Source organism: Rhodoferax sp. EU05-FHT12H12, assembly GCF_058791215.1.
Genome location: NZ_JBYTDI010000003.1, coordinates 127,007 through 147,017, shown reverse-complemented (window position 1 = coordinate 147,017; position 20,011 = coordinate 127,007). Strand labels below are relative to the sequence as shown.

Here is a 20,011-nt window from a genome sequence, read left to right as displayed (position 1 = left end):
ATTAGGGGCCAGGCCGCGACAGGGAGGTACACATCTCCATGCCCAGCAGGGCCTCCTCCATGCCAGAGGCTTCCAACATGTCCTGCTGCAGGAACTGGTGCATGGGCGGATGCAGGGCAATGGCCTCATCCAGCAGGGGGTCTGAACCTTGCGCATAGGCACCAATTTGCACCAGATCCCGTCCTTTTTCGTATTTGGAGTACAGGCTGCGGAAGCGCCGAGCCAGCTCAAAATGCGCGCGCGGCACCACGTTGTGCATCACCCGCGAGGCGGACTGCTCGACATCGATGGCCGGATAATGCCCCGCCTCCGCCAAGCGCCGGGACAGCACAATGTGCCCATCCAGAATCGCACGCGCAGCATCGGCAATCGGGTCCTGCTGGTCATCCCCCTCGGACAGCACGGTGTAAAAAGCCGTGATGGACCCCACACCATGCAAGCCATTGCCGCTGCGCTCTACCAACTGCGGCAGCTTGGCAAAGCAGGACGGTGGATACCCCTTGGTCGCAGGCGGTTCGCCAATCGCCAACGCAATCTCACGTTGTGCCATGGCATAGCGGGTTAGCGAGTCCATGAGCAGGAGCACATGGCGGCCCTGGTCCCGAAAATGTTCGGCAATCGCCGTCGCATAAGAGGCGCCCTGCATGCGCAGCAGCGGTGGCGCATCCGCAGGTGCGGCCACCACCACCGAACGCGCGCGGCCATCCGCCCCAAGAATGTCTTCAATGAATTCCTTGACTTCCCGGCCCCGCTCGCCAATCAGGCCCACCACAATCACATCCGCCTGGGTGTAGCGCGCCATCATCCCCAGCAACACACTCTTGCCCACGCCCGAACCCGCAAACAGACCCAGACGTTGACCGCGCCCGACGGTCAGCAAGGCGTTGATGGAGCGAACGCCGGTATCCAGGGGGTCGCGCACAGGCGCACGGTCCATGGCATTGATGGGTTTGCGGTCCATGGGCTTGGACACCACATCTTGCAGCGGCCCCATGCGGTCCATAGGCGCCCCCTGAGAATCCACCACCCGCCCCAACAGGCCATCACCCAAGGGCAGGCGCAACAGACCGGCGGCATTCAGATCACGGGCGGGGGGGGCTTCGCCCAGACGTGGCACGGGCACATAGGCCGACGCAACGGCCACACCGGCACCACTGGAAAGGCCATGGACGTCACCCGCGGGCATCAAGTAGGCACGGTCGCCAGAAAACCCGACCACCTCGGCCAGCACCGGCTCGCGCGCCTTCATGGTCACCACACATTGCGAGCCTACGGGCATGCGAATTCCGCTAGCCTCTAACACCAAGCCAGCCAGGCGCGTCAGGGTCCCCCGGACCTCCAGCGTAGATTCTTGGGCTACCTGCTGACGTGCGCCCTGCAAAAAAGCCTGCCACTTGGGCGCAGATGAGCTGGTTTCATGCATCGTCATCACGCGGCTCCCAGGGGCTGTCAAAACCCAAACTGGCCAGCGCACGCTGCCAGCGCTTCTGAACCGTGCCGTCCACCACCGTACCGGCCGACTCCACCAGGCACCCCCCGCGGGCTACGGAGGCGTCCGGCAGCAACGTCAGGGCCAAGCTGGAAAACTCCTGTCGCAACACCTCCGCCAACACCTCCAAGTCCAGCGGGTGCAGGCGCACCACGGCAGCTTTGCTATCGACGGCCAGCATGCCCAGCGCCTCGCGCACCACGGGCTGCAGGGCGTTGGGATTGGTGGAGAGTTCATGGCGCAGTACCTGCCGCGCCAACTCGCAGGCCAGCTCCAGCACGCCCTGGGCCATCACCTGCTCCGAAGCCGCCAGCTGGGCGCTGGCCTGCTCGAACAGGGCCGCAAAGTTGGCTGTGAGGTCCTGGCCCTGGGTGGCAATGTATTCGTTGATCTGGCGCTGCCCCTCCAGCGTGGCCTGCGCGTGGCCCTGGGCATACCCTTCGGCGTACCCCTCGGCATAGCCAGCTTGGCGGGCCCCGTCCTCTTTGGCCTGTTCCTCTGCCTCTGCCTGGGCTTTGAGCTTGGCGGCAAAACGCACCGCCGATTGGTCTACGGCGCCAAAGTCCCACTCGGTAACGGTGGCGACATCTTCGCCAGAAATAAAGCGTGCTTGGTTACGGGACATCAGACCATGGCGTCGTCGCCACCTCCACTGCCAATGACAATTTGCCCCTCGTCGGCCAGGCGGCGCACCGTCTTGAGAATTTCTTTCTGCTGCGCCTCGACCTCGGACAAGCGCATGGGACCGCGGGACTCCAGATCCTCCCTGAGCGTGGCCGCCGCACGCGAAGACATATTGGCCAGGATTTTTTCCTTGAGTTCAGGCTGGGCACCCTTGAGAGCCACGATGAGCACATCGGAGGACACCTCCTTGAGCACCATTTGGATGGCCTTGTCGTCGAGCTTGATCACGTCGTCGAACACAAACATCTTGTCCATGATCTTTTGGGCCAGATCCGCATCGTGGCTGCGGATGGACTCAATCACCGTGCCCTCGATAGCAGTACCCATCAGGTTGATCATTTCTGCAGCAGTCTTGATACCGCCCAGCGAGGACTTGCGGATCTTGTCTCCGCCGGCCAGCACCTTGAACAGCACTTCGTTCAAATCCTTCAGCGCCGTGGGCTGGATACCTTCCATGGTGGCCACGCGCAGCATGACCTCGTTGCGCTGGCGTTCGGTCAGGTGCTTGAGCACATCGGCCGCCTGGTCATAGTCCAGATGCACCAGAATGGCGGCCACGATCTGCGGGTGTTCGTTGCGCAGCAACTCGGCCACACTCAAGGGGTCCATCCACTTCAAGCTCTCGATGCCCGACACATCGCCGCCCTGCAAAATGCGATCAATCAGCAAGGCCGCCTTGTCATCCCCCAAGGCCAGCTTGAGCACCGAGCGCACATAGTCGCCCGAATTGGACACCAGCAGACTCTGCGAAGCCGCCACGCCGGTGAATTTTTCAACAACCTCGTCCACTTTTTCGCGCGAGAGTTGGGTGGTCTTGGCAATCGCCTCGCCCAGACGCTGCACCTCCTTGGGTGACAGGTGTTTGAACACCTCCGATGCCTCTGCTTCACCCAGAGACATCATGAGGATTGCCGCGTCTTGGAGTCCGTCGTCGTTTGCCATGGTGCTATTTTGCGCTGACCGTCAGGCCGGCGCCTCGCCGTTCATCCACGCTTTGACAATGTTGGCCACCGCAGCGGGGTTGTCGCGGGTCAGCTTGCGGGCATCTTCCAGGCGTAGCTCGCCATGCGACACAACGGCAGTTCCTGTTTCTGCGATGGGGCCACCCAACTGCGGACGGTCAGGTTGCTCGGACTCCAGGGCGTCCAGTTGGCCGCCACGCTCCTCACCCAATGGCTCGGCCGCTGCAGGGGGCTGCGTCAGTGACTTCATGGCCGGGCGAATGACACCCAGCAAGACCAGCGCAGCCAAACCCAGCGTGCCCAAGGGCCACGCCAAGCTGCGCGCCAGGTCCACCACCTCCGGCTGGCGCCACACCGGGATCTCGGTGCTGTCCACCACGGGCGCGGCAAAGGCGGCGTTCACCACATTGACCGAATCGCCACGGTCTTGGCTGAAACCCACGGTTTCACGCACCAGGGCGGTCATTTTTTCCAGCTGCGCCTCGGTCAGCGGGATGCTGGTCACCTTGCCCTTGTCATCGGTGCTGCTCTGGTTGTTGAGCACCACAGCCGCATTGATGCGCTTGATCACCCCGGTGGCGCCTTTGACCACACGCACCGTCTTGTCCACTTCGTAATTGATGATGGACTCTTTCTTGGACGAGTTGTTGGCTCCGGCCGCACCCCCCGCCTGCCCGGCCGCTGCCAACGTTTGGGGCTGCCCATTGATGGGAGCCGCAGGCTGGGCGGGTGGCTGGTTGGTGGTGGCACCCGGCACACCCGACGGTGGACCGGCTTGCGCGCCATTGGTGCTCTCCACCAACTGCTGGCTGCGCACTGCACTGCTGTCGGGCGTCTGGTTGGGCTTGTGCGACTCGGTGGTCGACTCGGTTTGCGAGAAATCCAGCTCCGCGGTGACCTGGGCCTTGACGTTCTGCTTGCCAACCAATGGCTCCAAAATATCGAGAATACGACGGCTATAGAGCTGCTCTATTTGCTGCACATACTGCAATTGCTCCGCGTCGGCCCCCATCGCGCCAGTGCCATCGGGCATGGCAGACAGCAACTTGCCGGAGTCGTCCAGCACACTGACAGCACTGGGGCTCATCTCGGGCACGCTAGAGGCCACCAAGTGCACGATGCCCGCCAGTTGGGTCCGGTCCAAGGCACGGCCGGGGTGCAAACTCAGCAAAACGGAGGCCGACGGCTTCTGCTGCTCGCGGAAAAAACCATTCTGGTTGGGCAGTGCCAAGTGCACACGGGCGTTTTGCACGGATGACAAAGCCTGGATCGACCGGGTCAGCTCGCCTTCCAGGCCACGCTGGAAGGTCAAACGCTCCTGAAACTGGGTCATGCCAAAGCGGTTGGCCTCCATCATCTCAAACCCGTTGACCGACCCCTTGGGCAAGCCCAAAGACGCCAGCTTGAGGCGGACATCGTGCACGCGATCGGCGGGCACCAGGATGGCGCCACCACCCTCGGTGTACTTATATGGAACGTTCAGGGTACTGAGCTGGGCGATCACAGCGCCCCCGTCCTTGTCCGCCAGGTTGGAGTACAGCACCCGCCACTCGGCCTGTCGCCCCATCACCAGACCCACGATGCCAATCGCCACAAACAGCAACACCCCCAAGGCCAGGCGCATGCGCTGGCCCTGATCCATCGCGGCAAAACGTTGCCCGATGGTGGGGTTGACGGGGACGGTGGCTACAGCTTGCATATCCATGGGTTCCAGTGCGGTGGGGCGTGGCTCGCCGGACGTAATGGGGCTGATTATTCGACCCACCCCCAAAAACATTAGGGTAATAAGCACCCGCTTTACCCAGCAATTCAAAAAAATGCCGCATGGCCTCGCGTCTTAGGATCGCCCCAACGTCACGACCAGAGAGACCCTGCCATGGACCTCAAACTCACCCCCGTCACCATGCCCACCACGATTCGCCCCGGCGCCGGGGTGCGTCCGGCGGCCTCCGCGTCGGCAGAAGGGGTGGGGGGCAGCTTCTCCGGGGCGCTCAAAGGGGCCCTGCAATCGGTCAGCGCCACCCAAAACGAATCGACCCGGCTGCAGCGCGAAGTGCAGATGGAAAACCCCAAAGTCAGCCTGGAAGAGACCATGGTGGCGATCCAGAAGGCCCAGATCGGCTTCCAGGCCACCTTGCATGTGCGCAACCGCATGGTGCAGGCCTACACCGACATCATGAATATGCAAGTTTGATTTATTTACTATAAAAATAATAGCTGTTCGCGCATATTCCACGGAGGCTAGAGCCCTATTTGATGCCAAATTTAGCACCCACCCCCGGCAACCCCGCGCGTCGCCGCGTCGGCCAAGCCATGCCTGGTGCAGTCACGGTATCGGCCCAGACAGGCAAATCCTAAAGACTTCTTCAAAACTGCCGTAATAACCATGAGATGCCGAATTGTTAGTTTCGGGGGCACGGGCCTCCGAACGCCCTGGCGCACTCCGCTTGCAGCGAGAGACGTCCAAGGCTAGGCTAGTTAGCAGACCCCAATTTTCGAGAGGCTCGACATGACCACGATCACCATTTCCGGCGGCGACAGCAACCTGACCCTGCCTGGGAACATCGACACGATCATTGGGGGCACTGGCGACGACACGATCACGATCAGCAGTGCGCTGAATTCGACGATCGACCTGGGGGCGAACTCCGGCACCGGGGTGGACTCCCTCACGCTGGGCAATTTCATCAACACCGCCACCATCTCGAACATCGAGACCGTGACTGGCGGCACCCTGGCAGACACCTTGACGCTGGGAGTGGCCACTTCCGGCTCCACCATCTACGCGGGCGGGGGTACCGACAAGGTCACCCTGGCGGATGGCACCAACGACATCACCCTGAACAGCGTCGAAACCGTGGTGGGCGGCACTGGCGCAGACACCGTTGCCCTGGGCGGCTCCATCGGCACGGCCAACGTGAACCTAGGGGCTGGCGATGATGCACTGCTGCTGTCCAGCGTCGTCACCACCGGCAGCTTCGATCTGGGCGCCGGCAACGACGCCATCACCCTGGCCAGCGGCACCAACACCATCACGGTGGCCGGTGCGGAGACCGTCACAGGCGGCACGCTGGCCGATGTGGTCACCCTCACCTCGGCCATTGCTTCAGCCGGTGTCATTGACCTCAAAGCCGGCACCGACCTGCTGACCCTGGCGGCTGGCGCCAACGTCGCCACCATCACTGGCGCCGAAAGCATTGCGACCGCGGGTTCGGGCGATGACACCATCACCCTGGGCGCCGCACAAACGGGCACCATCAACCTCGGCGCGGGCGCCGACGTACTGACCCTGTTTGGCACCGGCACCAACAGCCTGACCTTGTCCAACATCGAAAGCATCCTGGGCGACTCCGCGGCCGACACCATCACCCTGGGTGCAGCCCAAACAGGCGGCACGATTGACCTGAACGATGGCACCGATTCGCTGACCCTGGCCAACGGTGTCAACACCCTGACGGTGTCGGGCACCGAGACCATCACCGGCAACTCTGGCGCAGACACCATCACGCTGGGCGAGGCCATGGTCAACGGCGTGGTCAACCTGGGAGCGGGCACGGACACCCTGACGCTGCTGGCGTCTGACACCACCGGCCAGAGCGTGACTGCCACTGGCGTGGAAACACTGACCGCAGGCTCTGGTGCCGACACCATCACCATGGGTGCCGCCATCACCGGCGGCAACTACAACCTGGGCGACGATGCCGATGCGATCACCTTGGCGGGTGCCGCCAACACCATCACATTGAGCAATGCCGAATCGGTCACAGGCGGAACCGGTGCAGACACCGTCACCTTTGGGGCCGCCATTTCAGGCGCCACGGTGGGGTTGGGCAATGGGTCCGACAGCCTCACCCTGGCAGCTGGCGGCAACACCGTCACCGTAACGGGCACCGAGTCCATTACCGGTGGCGCGGGTGACGATCTGTTGACCCTATCCACGGCATCTTCGGGCGTGACGATTGACTTGGCGGGCGGCACCGGCGACAGGGTCACCTTGGCCGCAGGGGGCAATTCCCTCAATATTTCGGGCGCAGAGTCCATCACTGGCGGCGCCGACGCGGACGCCATCACGCTGGGCGCCGCCCAAGCCAGCGGAACCATCGACCTCGCCGCCGGCACTGACAACCTGACCCTGGCCAACGGCGTGAACACCCTGACCGTGCTGGGCACCGAAACGATTGCCGGCAACTCAGGGGTAGACACCATCACCCTGGGCTCTGCCATTGCCGCGGGCAGCATCAACCTGGGGGCTGGCGCCGACGAACTGACCCTGTTCGACACCGCCACCAACAGCCTGACAGCCACAGGCGTGGAGAGCATTCTGGGTGGCAGCGGTGCGGACACCGTGACCCTGGGCGCCGCCCTTTCAGGCGCAAGCATCGACTTGGCCAGCGGTGCAGACGTACTGACCTTGGCCAGCGGCACCAACAACCTGACGCTATCCAACGTGGAAAGCGTGACCGGCAATACTGGCAACGACACCATCACCTTGGGTGCTGCGGTCACAGGTGGCACCTTCAACCTGGGCAATGGCCAGGACAGCCTGACCCTGCTTCAAACGGGCACCGCCAACAACACCGCCACGGTCACGGGTATCGAGACCATCACCGGCGGCAGTGGCGACGACGACATCACGTTCACTGGCGGCATCACCGGCGGCAGCATCACATTGGGCGATGGCACGGGCGACAAGCTGACACTGGGCGGTGCCTCCACCCTCACGCTGGACGGCACCATCGAAACCGTGGTGGGCAGCAACGGCAACGACATAGTGACGCTGAGTGCTGCGGTCACCGCGGGCAGCTACGATCTGGGCGCAGGCTCCGACAAACTGAACCTGGCCGCTGGTGGCAATACCCTGACCCTGAATGGCAGCATTGAGACCGTGGTGGGTGGCGCGGGTGCCGACAACATCACCTTCTCCGCCGCACTGACCAATGTGGTGATCGATGCCGCCAGCGGCATCGACACCCTGACCTTGGCGGACACCTCCAACTCCTTCCAGGCCTCCAATGTAGAGTCCATCGTGGGCGGCTCCGGCGCCGACCAGATCACACTGAACACCACCGTCACCAACGGCGCCTTTGACCTGGCCGAGGGCGCGACAGACCGCCTGACTCTGGCCAACGGCACCAACAGCCTCACCACCACCGATGTGGAAACCGTGATCGGTGGCACCGGTGACGACACACTGACGCTGACCACCGTCACCACCAACGGCACCTACAGCCTGGGTGCCGGCAATGACAAGATCACCCTGGCCAACGCCAACAACGTGCTGGCGGTATCCAACATCGAAACCATCGTGGGCGTCGCTGGCGATGACACCGTGTCCTTCAACGCCGCCATCTCGGGCGGCATTGTGGATTTGGGCGGTGGCACCGACCAGCTCAATTTGGCCGATGGCGCCAACGTAGTCACGGCGACAGGCATCGAAGCCATCGTCGGCAACTCAGGGGCAGACACAGTCACCATCACCGACGCCATGGCCAGCGGCAGCACCGTGGACCTGGGTGACGGGGCATCGGACGCCCTGATCCTGCAAGGCAACGGCAATACCCTTACCGTCTCGGGCACAGAAAGCCTGACCGGCAGCACTGGCAACGACTTGGTCACCTTGGGTGCAGGCATCTCCGGCGCCACGTTCAACCTTGGCGCGGGCACCGACACGTTGACCCTGTCACTGGGCAACCACACCGTCACGGTTAACAACGTCGAGTCTGTCTTGGGCGATGGTGGTACCGACGCCATCACCTTCTCCAATGTGGTCACAGGGGGCAGTTATGACCTTGCTGCCGGGACCGACCAGGTCACCCTGGGCAACGGCTCAAGTGCCAACACCATCACCGTCAGCAATGCCGAGAGCTTCACCGGAAGCTCGGCCGCGGACACCGTCACTTTCGGTGCCGCGGTAGCCGCAGGCACAGTGAACCTGGGTGTGGGTGCCGACAGCCTGACGCTGGCCAGCGGCACCAATGCGCTCACCGTCACCGCGACAGAAAGCATCACCGGCAACGCAGGGGCCGACACCATCACATTGGGCGGCGCCATGGCAGCGGGCACCTTTGACCTGCTGGGCGGCAATGACGAGCTGATTTTGGCCAATGGCACCAACGCCATTACCGCCACCAATATCGAGTCCATTCTGGGCGGCACGGGCGGCGACACGATCACCCTGGGCACCGGCTCCACGGCGGCCACCGTCGATTTGGGCGCTGGCGCCGATGCCTTGAACCTCGCCGCAGCAGGCGGCACCTTCACGGTATCGGGCACCGAATCCATCACCGGCGGTGCTGCTGCCGACTTGGTGACTTTGGGTGCAGCGATCAGCGGCGCCACCGTCAACCTGGCCGGAGACACTGGCGACGTACTGACGTTGGCCAACGGCAGCAACACCGTCACTGCCGTGGGTGTGGAGACCGTGGTCGGTGGCAATGCGGGCGACACCGTGGTGCTGACCAACACCACCAACGCACTCACCGTGAGTGGCGTGGAAACCGTAGTTGGCAACTCGGGCAACGACTCCTTGTCCCTGACCAATATCGCCAACACCCTGACCATCAGCAGTATTGAGACCCTGACAGGCGGCACACTGAATGACGCCATCACCCTGAGCACCGCCGTAAGCGGTGCCAGCTATGACCTGGCGGGCGGTTCCGACACCATCACCCTGGCCAGCGGCGCCAACAACCTGACCGTTACCGGCGTAGAGAGCGTCGTGGGCGGCGGTGCCACCGACACCCTGACCCTCGGGGGCAATGGCAGCACACTCACCGTGTCGGCCGTTGAAACCATTGCCGGCAGCACCGGTGATGACGTCGTTACGCTGGGCACCAGCGTGAGCGGCGGCAACTTCGATTTGGCGGGCGGCAACGACACGCTGAACTTGGCGGCTGGCGGCAATACCTTGACCGTCAGCGGCAACGTGGAAACCCTGGTGGGTGGTGCGGGCAATGACCTGATCACGATCGGCAGCGCCGTCACCGGCCTGACCTACGACCTGGGCAGTGGTGCGGACCGCCTGACCCTCTCCAGCGCGGGCGACAACGCCATTACCGCCATCGGTATCGAGAGCGTGGTGGGTGGCACGGCCAACGATGCTGTAACCTTCACCGCCGCCATCTCGGGTACGGCCATTGACCTGGGTGCAGGTACCCAAGACAAAATCACGCTGGCCGACGGCACCAACACCCTGTCCCTCAACGCCAGCGTGGAAACCGTGGTCGGCGGCACGGGTGCCGATGCCATCACCCTCACGGCAGCTGTTACGGGCCATGTGTATTCGCTGGGCACAGGCGCGGATAGCCTGACCCTGTCGGGCACCGGCAATAACACCATCACCGCCACCGATATTGAAAGCATCAATGGCGGCAACCTGAACGACACCGTCACACTTGGGGCCGTCGTCACAGGTGCCACCATCAACCTCAATGGTGGCAGCGACCGTCTGATCTTGGCCGATGGCGCAGCCAACACGGTGACGCTCAGCGGCGTGGAATCCATCACGGGTGGCACGGGTGATGACAACGTCACCTTGGCGGCAGCCGTCACGGGCGGCACGATTTCGCTGGGCGCAGGCACCGACACGCTGACCCTGGGCGCTGCCTCCACCCTGACGCTGGACACCACCGTTGAGACCCTGGTGGGCAGCAACGGCAATGACACCATCACACTGAGTGCGGCGGTAAGTACCGGCAGCTACGACTTGGGCGCTGGCTCCAACGACCAGCTCGCCCTCTCCACTACCGGCAACAACACCCTCACACTGGGCAACAGCGTAGAAACCCTGTCATCAGGCTCCGGCGACGACACCATTGTGCTGAGTGCCGCTGTCTCGAATATGCGCGTGGACCTGGGCGCAGGCTCCGACAGCCTGAGCCTGGCCAACGGCAGCAACTCCCTGACGCTGGCCAACATTGAGTCCGTCACCGGTGGCACCGGTGTGGACCAACTGACCTACACCACCACATTGACAGCAGGCCAGATTGACCTCGGCACCGGCTCTGCAGACAAGGTGATTCTGGCCAATGGCGCCAACACCCTGACTACCTCCGGCGTAGAAACCGTGGTGGGCGGCACCGGCAACGACACCCTGAGCCTGGCCGACGCCAGCTCCTTTGGTGTGTATGACCTGGGTGCGGGCAGCACAGACCAAATCAATCTGAGCGCAGCCGGTGACAACAACGTCATCGTGAAAAACACCGAGTCCGTTGTCGGCCTGGGCGCCAACGACACCGTGGCCTTGGGCAACAGCATCACCAATGGCCAGATCAACCTGGGCGCCGGCACCGACACCCTGAATCTGTTTGACTCGCCCAACAGCCTGACCATCACGGGTGTGGAAACCCTGGTTGGCGACTCTGGCGCCGACACCGTGACACTGGCCACGGCCGTCACCGCGCTGGATGCCAACCTGGGCGCTGGCGCAGACACGCTGATTCTGGCCAACGGGGCCAACACCCTGTCGGTAAGCAACGTAGAAACCATCACCGGAAACAGCGGTGCCGACACCGTCACCCTGGGCTCTGGCGTAAGTGGCGGCACCATCAACTTGGGAGCTGGCACCGACAGCCTGACACTGTTCAACGATGTCAACGTACTGACCCTGACTGGCGTGGAAACGGTGGTTGGCGACGCTGGTGCAGACACCATCACTTTGACCGATGCGGTGTCAGGCGCCATCAACCTGAACGGTGGTAACGACACCCTGAATCTGGCCAACGGAGCCAACACGCTGACCATTTCCAACGTGGAAACGGTTAACGGTGGTACGGGGGCCGACACGGTAACCTTTGGCACCGCCATTACCGACACCACGGTCAACCTGGGCGCTGGTTCCGACACCCTGACCCTGGCCGATGGCACCAACGCGGTCACGACCCTGCAGGTGGAGAGCATCGTGGGTGGCACTGGCGACGACACCGTCACCTTAGGCGGCGCCTTGTCGGGTGCCAGCGTTGACCTCAACGCAGGCGCCGACACCCTGATCCTGGCTAACGGCGTCAACGTGCTGACCGTCACCGATGTGGAAAGCCTCACAGGGGGCACCGGGGCCGACACCATCACCCTGGGCAGTGGCAGCACGGCCGCAACTATCGACTTGGGCGCGGCGACAGATATCTTGAACCTGTCCAACTCCGGCGGTACCTTCACAGTAAGTGGCGTGGAAACCCTGACTGGTGGCACGGGCGATGACAACGTCACCCTGGGAGCTGCCACCTCGGGTGCCGTGGTGAACCTGGGCACGGGCACCGACACCCTGACCTTGGCCAATGGCGCCAATACGGTGACCGTGACAGGCGCAGAAACCATCACCGGCGACTCGGGCGCCGACCTGGTCACCCTGGGCGGCACCGTCACCGGCGCCACAGTCAATCTGGCGGATGGCAGCGACCGTCTGGTTCTGGCCAATGGCACCAACACCCTGACCGTCAGCAACACCGAATCGGTGGGTGGTGGCACAGGCAGTGACACACTCACGCTGACCAATATCGCCAACAGTTTGACCCTGAGCAGCATCGAAAGCGTGGTCGGCGGTACCCTGGCCGATGCCATTACCCTGACTACCGCGGTAACGGGTGGCAATTACAGCCTTGGCGCAGGCGCAGACAGCCTCACCCTGTCTGGTGCAGCGGCCAACACGCTCACAGCAACCGACATTGAAACCATCACCGGTGGCTCGTCTGCCGACAACGTGGTACTCGGTGCGGCCCTGACGGCCGGCACCATTGACCTGGGTGCGGGCACCGATGCCCTGACCCTGGCCGCGGGCGGCAACACCCTGACCCTGAGCAATGTGGAAACCATCACGGCCACCGGTAGCGGTGACGATGCCATCACCTTGGCCACCAGCGTTTCTGGTGGCAGCGTGGATCTGGGGACCGGCAGCGACACCCTGACCCTGGGCGCCAGCGGCAACACGCTGACCGTAGCCACCTCCATCGAGAGCCTGGTGGGCAGTGCGGGTGACGACATCGTCACCCTGGGTGGTGCGGTCTCCGGCCAAATCTACGACCTGGGTGCAGGTGCGGCCGACCGCCTTATTTTGTCAGCGGCAGGTGCCAACGACCTCACCGTCAATGCCATCGAAACCATCAGCGGCGCAGGTGCCAATGACACGGTGCGTTTCAGCGCAGCGGTCAGCGGCGTGACCGTGGACCTGGGCGGCGGGACGGGCGACCGCGTGGTGCTGGCCGATGGTGCCAACACCCTGTCGCTGAACGGCACGGTAGAAACCGTGACAGGCGGGACCGGCGCCGACAACATCACCCTCACAACCACCGTGAGCGGAGCCATCTACAACTTGGGCGATGGCGCAGACAGACTGACCCTGGCGAACGGCAACAATACCCTGACTGCCAGTGATGTGGAAAGCATCACGGGCGGAACCGGGGTCGATAACGTCACCATGGGAACCGCCGTCAGCGGCGCACAAATCGACCTGGGCGGCAACATCGGCGACAAACTCACATTGGCCAATGGCGCCAATACGGTGACCGCCAGCAATGTGGAAACCATTGTGGGCGACAGTGGTGCCGATGTGGTGACCCTGAATACCGTGATCGCTGGGGGCAATATCGATCTGGGTGACGGCACAGACCAGTTGGTCCTGAAAAATGGCACCAACAACCTGACCGCCACCAATATCGAAACCATTTCGGGTGGAACCGGAGCCGACACCATCACCCTGGGCGCTGCCCAAACCAGTGGCACCTTCAATCTGGGTGCTGGTACCGACACACTCAACCTGTCCTCCAGTGGCAGCAACACACTGACCCTTGACGCCAGCGTAGAGCGCCTCAACGGTGGCACTGCCGCCGACGCCATCACCCTGACGCAAGCGGTGTCGGGTGCGGTGTTCGATCTGTCCGGTGGTGCAGACAGCCTGACGCTGGCCAACGGCACCAACATCCTGACCGCCTCTTCGGTGGAGTCCATCACCGGCTCGGCCGGCGACGAAGACATTACCCTGGGTGCTGCCATCAATGGCGCAACCATCGCCATGGCAGGCGGCAATGACACCCTGACCCTCTCGGGTGCTGGCAACAACACGGTGACAGTGAGTGACGTGGAGTCTGTGGTCGGTGCGGGCGGCAACGACAACATCACACTGAGCACCATCCTGACCGGCGGCAGCGTGAGCCTGGGTGGCGGCAGCGATGCCCTGATCCTGGCAGCAGGTGCCAACGTCGCCACCGTGGATGGCGTGGAAACCCTCACCACCAGTGGCTCGGGCGACGACACCATCACCCTTTCCAGCGCCAGTCCGTTTGGGGCCAGCGTAAATCTGGGAGCCGGCGCAGACAATCTGACACTGGCCGCGGGTGGCAACACCATGACCCTGACCGGCGTGGAATCTGTCACCGGCAACGCAGGGGCCGACATCATCACCATGGCAGCAGCCATCAGTGGTGCGACCCTGGATCTGGCCGCAGGCATTGACAAGCTGTACCTGGCCGACGGTGGCAACACCGTGACCACGTCCAACGTGGAGAGCGTGACAGGCGGCAGTGGTGACGATGCGGTCACGCTGCTGACGACATTGACAGGCGGCACGATCGACCTGGGCGCAGGCGCCGACGCGCTGACCTTGGCAGATGGTGTCAACACCATCACGGCGTTCAATACCGTGGAAACCATTACCGGCGGCATTGGGGCTGACACTGTCACCTTCAGTGGCGCCATCACAGCCGGCAATTACAACTTGGGCGCTGGCACAGACTCGCTGGTCCTGGCCCTTGGCACCAATACCTTCACTGCGAGCAGCGCCGTAGAGACGATTGTGGGCAACGCAGGGGCAGACACGATCACCCTGGATGGCGGCGTGAGCGGCAACAGCTACGACCTGGGCGCAGGCACCGACCGCCTGAACCTCTCGGGCCTGGCCGACAACACCCTGACCCTCAATGGTTCTATCGAGTCCTTGGTGGGGGATTCCGCGGCCGACACCATCACCCTGGGCAGTGCCGTCAGCGGCCATACCTATGACCTGGCAGGCGGTACCGACACCCTGCAGCTTGCCGACGGCGTGAACAACCTGACCATTGCCAACATTGAAACCATTGTGGGAGGCACGGGCGCAGATACCTTGGTGCTGAACAGCGTTGTCACTGGCGGATCCATCGACCTGGGAGCAGGCAGCGACAAGATCAGCTTGGCCAATGGCGCCAACACCATCACCATCTCGAACGTCGAAACCATTGTGGGCAACTCTGGCAACGACTTGGTGACATTGGCTACCGCCATTGCGGGTGGCTCCATCGCTCTGGGCGCGGGCACCGGCGACGTGCTGACACTGGCAGACTTCAACAACACCCTGTCCATTGACAACAGTATCGAAAGTCTGGTGGGCGGAACGGCCAACGACAGTGTCACCCTCACCAGCGCGGTGACTGGCTTCAGCTACGACCTGGGCGATGGCACCGACACCCTGACGCTCATGAACAGCGGCACGGGGGCCAACACCGTCACCCTGTCCAATATTGAGAATTTGGTCGGCGGTTCGGGGGCAGACACCGTCACCCTGGCGACAGCCGTGACCGCAGGCACCTACAACCTGGGCGCGGGCAACGACACCTTGGTGTTGGGCAACTTCAACAATACCCTGACCACACAGAACATCGAAAACATCACCGGCAACAGCGGTGACGATGACATTACCCTGGGCGCTGGCGTCACATCCGGCAGTTTCAGTCTGGGTGATGGCAACGACGTCCTGCGCTTGGCCAATGCTGCCAACACCCTGTCCATCGGTGGCGATATCGAAACCCTGGTCGGCAACTCGGGGGTAGACACCATCACGCTGACAACTGCAGTCAGCGGACGCACCTTCGATTTGGGGGCCGGCATTGACAAATTGACCCTGGCAAATGGAGCCAACACCGTCACGTTGGGAAATATCGAAACCGTGGTGGGCGGCACGGGCGCAGACAGTGTGACCCTGTTGGCGGGGGCATCGGGTGCCAACATCAGCTTGGGGGCTGGCGCTGACGTCCTGACCTTGGCAAACTTCAACAACACGCTGTCCATCGACAGCAGCACCGAATCGCTGGTCGGCGGCACATTGGCAGACGCCATAACCTTGACTGCGCCGGTCACAGGTGGCATCTACGACCTGGGCGCCGGAACGGATACCTTGCGTCTACTGGCAACCGGCACGGCAGCAAACTCCGTCACCGTGTCCAATATCGAATCGCTGGTCGGCGGCTCTGGTGCGGACACCGTGGTGCTGAGCACTCTGGCCAACAACGCAGTGTTTGATCTGGGTGCTGGCGCAGGTGACAAGATCACGCTGAACGACAGCGGCAACAATACCCTCAGTGTGGGCGGCACCGAAACCATCGTCGGCAACGACGGCAATGACACCGTCACGCTGACAACCGCCCTGTCCGGCACCGGGCTGAGCATCGTGCTGGGCAGCGGTACGGACAGCCTGTCCCTTGCCAACGGCGTGAACACGCTGACCCTGGCAAGTGACATCGAATCCGTCACGGGCAATTCTGGGGCCGACACCATCACTTTGAGCGAAGCGGTGTCGGGCAATGTGTACAACCTGGGGGCTGGTACGGATGCACTGACCCTGACGGGTGCAGGCAACACGGTCACTGCCAGCGGTGTGGAAACACTCACGGGCAGCACAGGGGCGGACCTGGTCACACTCACAACTGCCCAAAGCACAGGGACCTACAACCTGGGCGCCGGGGCTGACGTACTGACTCTGGCTGACGGCCTGAACACCCTGACTTTGAGCGGCGTGGAGTCGCTGACCGGCGGCACGGGGGCAGACACCATCACCTTCAGTGCCATCATTTCGGGCGCCACTGTCGACCTTGGCAGCGGTGTGGACAAGTTGACCCTTGCCCATGGCGCCGGCAACACCTTGACCCTGAGCAACATCGAGACACTGGTGGGAGGATCGGGTGCCGATGTCATCACGCTGACAACCGCAGCCTCGGGCGCAAATATTGACCTGGGTCTGGGCAACGACACCTTGCAACTGGCGGATGCAGCCAACACCCTCACACTGAACGGCAGCATTGAGTCGCTGATCGGCGGCACATTGGACGACAGCATTACCCTGACTGCCGCAGTGTCTGGACGGACCATCGACCTCGGCGACGGCGCTGACAGGCTGGTACTGGCCAACGGTGTGAACACCCTCACGCTCAGCAATGTGGAAAGCCTGGTTGCCAATGCAGGCGCAGATACGATTACCCTGGGCTCCTCGGTCACCAACCAGACCTTTGATCTGGCTGGCGGCATCGACAAATTGGTGCTGAAAACAACAGGCACCGATGCCAACGTACTGACCGTGGCCAACACCGAAACCCTTGTAGGTGGCAGCGGCGACGACACGGTGACGCTGGCTGCAGCCGTCTCAGGCGTCAGCATTTCGCTGGGGGCAGGCACGGCCGACACGCTGGTACTGGCCACCACGGGCACCAACACCCTGGTGTTGAACACGGACATCGAAACCCTGACCGCCGGAGCCGCCATCGACCGCATCACGCTCAGTGCCGCAGTGTCTGGCCGCAGCTTTGACTTGGGCGCAGGTTCTGATTACCTGACCTTGGTCGGCAACGGCAATACGGTGACGCTGTCCAACATCGAAACCGTGGTCGGCAGCACAGGCAACGATGTAGTTACCTTGACCGACGCTTTCACCGGCGGCATTGTGAACCTGGCAGGTGGCACCGGTGACGTGCTCACTTTCACCGCCAGCAGTGGAGCCAACACCGTCACGGTCAACAATACCGAGACCATCGTGGCGGACGCGACTGACGACACCATCACACTAGCCTCGGCCATCAGCAACGGCACGGTGAACCTGGGCGGTGGTACCAACAAGCTGGTGCTGGCTGCGGCTGCCAACACGCTGACGGCTGTCTCCAATGTGGAGTCGGTGGTGGGCGGGGCGGCAGATGACAAGCTGACATTCCTGACCCAGGTGACCGCAGGCAATTTCAACCTTGGCGCGGGCCTGGTTGACACCCTGACCCTGGCCAACTTTGACAACACCCTGACCGCCACCGGTGTGGAAACCATTGTGGGCAGCTCCGGAGCCGATGACATTACGCTGGGGTCTGCCGCGGCCGGTGGCAACTACTCACTGGGCGAAGGCAACAACACCCTGCGCCTTTTCAATGCGGCCAATACCCTGTCTGTCAATAACACCATAGACACCTTGATCGGCAACTCGGGCGTCGACACCATCACCTTGACGAACATTGCAACCGGCAATGTCTATAGTCTGGGTGCAGGCGCGGACAAGCTGACGATGGGCAACTTTGCCAACGTGGCCACGCTGACCAACGTGGAGACTGTGGTGGGTGGCACTGCCAACGACACCATCACCCTCACCACCCTCAGCTCGGGCGGCATCATCAACCTTGGCGCCGGCACGGCGGACCAATTGACGCTGGCAGATTTCAGCAACACGGTCACCCTCACCGGAGTCGAATCCCTGGTGGCGGGTACGGGTAACGACGTGGTCACCCTGAGCGTGGCCCAGACTGCAGGCAACTACGACATGGGCACGGGCACCGACCGCTTGGTTCTGGCCACAGCAGGCAACAATACGCTGACGGTGGCCAATGCCGAAACCATTGTTGGCGCCGGCGGTGTGGACACCATCACGGTCACGGCAGGCCAGACCGGCACGCGCATTGACCTTGGCAGCATGAACGACACGCTCATCTTGAGCAACGATGACAACGACTTCACGGCCCTGAATGTGGAGACCATCACTGGCGGCACCGGGGCAGACATTGTCACCATGGGGGCGGCCATCATTGGCACCACCAACTTCAACCTCGGGGATGGAGCCGACCAGCTGCGACTGTTCAACGCAGCCAATACGTTCACGCTGATGAGCAACACGATCGAGACGGTCACGGGCAACTCGGGCGCGGACTCTATCACCATGGCCGTGCAGGCAACGGGCAACACCTTTGACCTGGGCGCGGGTGTCGACATCCTGACTCTGGGCAACTTCGCCAACGAAGTCACCACTTCAGGCGTAGAGACAGTCACAGGCTCGTCCGGCAACGACACAGTGACCCTGACCACCACACTGTCGGGAGGCCTGATCAACCTGAATGGCGGCAGCGACACCCTCAACCTGGCCAGCGGCGTAAACACCCTCACGCTAAGCAGTGTCGAAACTGTCAACGGTGGCAGCGGCAGTGACCGGATCACCTTCACCAGTGCGATCACCAATGCCGTGATTGACCTGGGGGGCTCCAATGACAGCCTGACACTCTCGGCATCCGGCCCCAACAGCCTCACCATCACCAATGTGGAAACCCTGGTGGCCGGTGCCGGCAACGACACCGTGACCCTGGGCGCAGCAGCCGTGGGTGTGACCTACAACCTGGCAGGCGGCACGGACACCTTGCAGCTTTCAAGCGCTGGCAACAACAACGTCACAGTCAATTCCATCGAAACCATACTGGGTGGTACATCCGACGACACCATCACCATGGTGCTGTCTACCGTTGGTGCCACACTCAGCGGCAGTGGCGGTGATGACACGCTGATAGGCAGCAATGGCGCGGACACCTTGATTGGTGGCAGTGGTGCCGACTACTTTGTGTTCCGCGATACCGCCCAGTCCAGCGCCACCGTCTTCGACACCATTACCGACTTTGTCGTAGGCCAGGACAAGCTGGTTTTCGAGGGGCTTGGCAACGGAAACTTCAGCATGGTGAGTACTTTCACCAACACTGGCGATGCGCAAGCCAAATGGGACGCCGCGACCAATATACTGTTGGTCGACACAGACGGTAACGGCGTCGCTGAAATGAAGCTCACTTTGGTGGCCGCTACGTCTGATGGACTCAGTGCTTCTGATTTCCAATGGACCTAACCACGCCCC

Annotated in this window: 6 protein-coding genes; 2 read left to right on the top strand and 4 right to left on the bottom strand. The window is 62.6% G+C overall.

The genetic code is table 11. The features are described from left to right. Position 1 precedes the first annotated feature (1 nt). From fliI to fliF, 4 genes are read right to left on the bottom strand one after another with little or no spacing between them, the layout of a single operon-like run. The gene (gene fliI / locus AC3WS7_RS10070; protein ID WP_492656250.1) at positions 2–1,429 is read right to left on the bottom strand and encodes a flagellar protein export ATPase FliI; all 1,428 of its coding nucleotides are present in this window, start codon (positions 1,427–1,429) and stop codon (positions 2–4) included. Beyond that, on the bottom strand, positions 1,416–2,114 hold the full coding sequence (locus tag AC3WS7_RS10065) for a FliH/SctL family protein (RefSeq protein ID WP_296472023.1): 699 nt from the start codon (positions 2,112–2,114) through the stop codon (positions 1,416–1,418). The genes fliI and AC3WS7_RS10065 overlap by 14 nt, the downstream gene beginning before the upstream one ends. Further along, positions 2,114–3,115 (bottom strand): flagellar motor switch protein FliG, encoded by a 1,002-nt coding sequence (fliG, locus tag AC3WS7_RS10060; protein ID WP_296472021.1) that lies wholly within the window; start codon positions 3,113–3,115, stop codon positions 2,114–2,116. The genes AC3WS7_RS10065 and fliG overlap by 1 nt, the downstream gene beginning before the upstream one ends. Positions 3,116–3,136: 21 nt before the next feature. Further along, a complete protein-coding gene (fliF, locus tag AC3WS7_RS10055) occupies positions 3,137–4,834 on the bottom strand; it encodes a flagellar basal-body MS-ring/collar protein FliF (RefSeq protein WP_296472019.1) in 1,698 nt (565 codons plus the stop codon). A 177-nt stretch (positions 4,835–5,011) separates the two neighbouring features. Between fliF and fliE the strand changes: the two genes are divergently transcribed. Then, complete coding sequence (gene fliE, locus AC3WS7_RS10050) at positions 5,012–5,329, top strand: flagellar hook-basal body complex protein FliE (RefSeq protein WP_296472017.1); 318 nt, start codon at positions 5,012–5,014, stop codon at positions 5,327–5,329. 315 nt (positions 5,330–5,644) lie between these two features. After that, on the top strand, positions 5,645–20,002 hold the full coding sequence (locus AC3WS7_RS10045; protein ID WP_492656249.1) for a beta strand repeat-containing protein: 14,358 nt from the start codon (positions 5,645–5,647) through the stop codon (positions 20,000–20,002). Positions 20,003–20,011 lie beyond the last annotated feature (9 nt).

Bases quoted from the DNA above. Each gene is read 5' to 3' on its own strand.
- fliI (WP_492656250.1), bottom strand. From the start codon at position 1,429: ATGACGATGCATGAAACCAGCTCATCTGCGCCCAAGTGGCAGGCTTTT.
- AC3WS7_RS10065 (WP_296472023.1), bottom strand. From the start codon at position 2,114: ATGTCCCGTAACCAAGCACGCTTTATTTCTGGCGAAGATGTCGCCACC.
- fliG (WP_296472021.1), bottom strand. From the start codon at position 3,115: ATGGCAAACGACGACGGACTCCAAGACGCGGCAATCCTCATGATGTCT.
- fliF (WP_296472019.1), bottom strand. From the start codon at position 4,834: ATGCAAGCTGTAGCCACCGTCCCCGTCAACCCCACCATCGGGCAACGT.
- fliE (WP_296472017.1), top strand. From the start codon at position 5,012: ATGGACCTCAAACTCACCCCCGTCACCATGCCCACCACGATTCGCCCC.
- AC3WS7_RS10045 (WP_492656249.1), top strand. From the start codon at position 5,645: ATGACCACGATCACCATTTCCGGCGGCGACAGCAACCTGACCCTGCCT.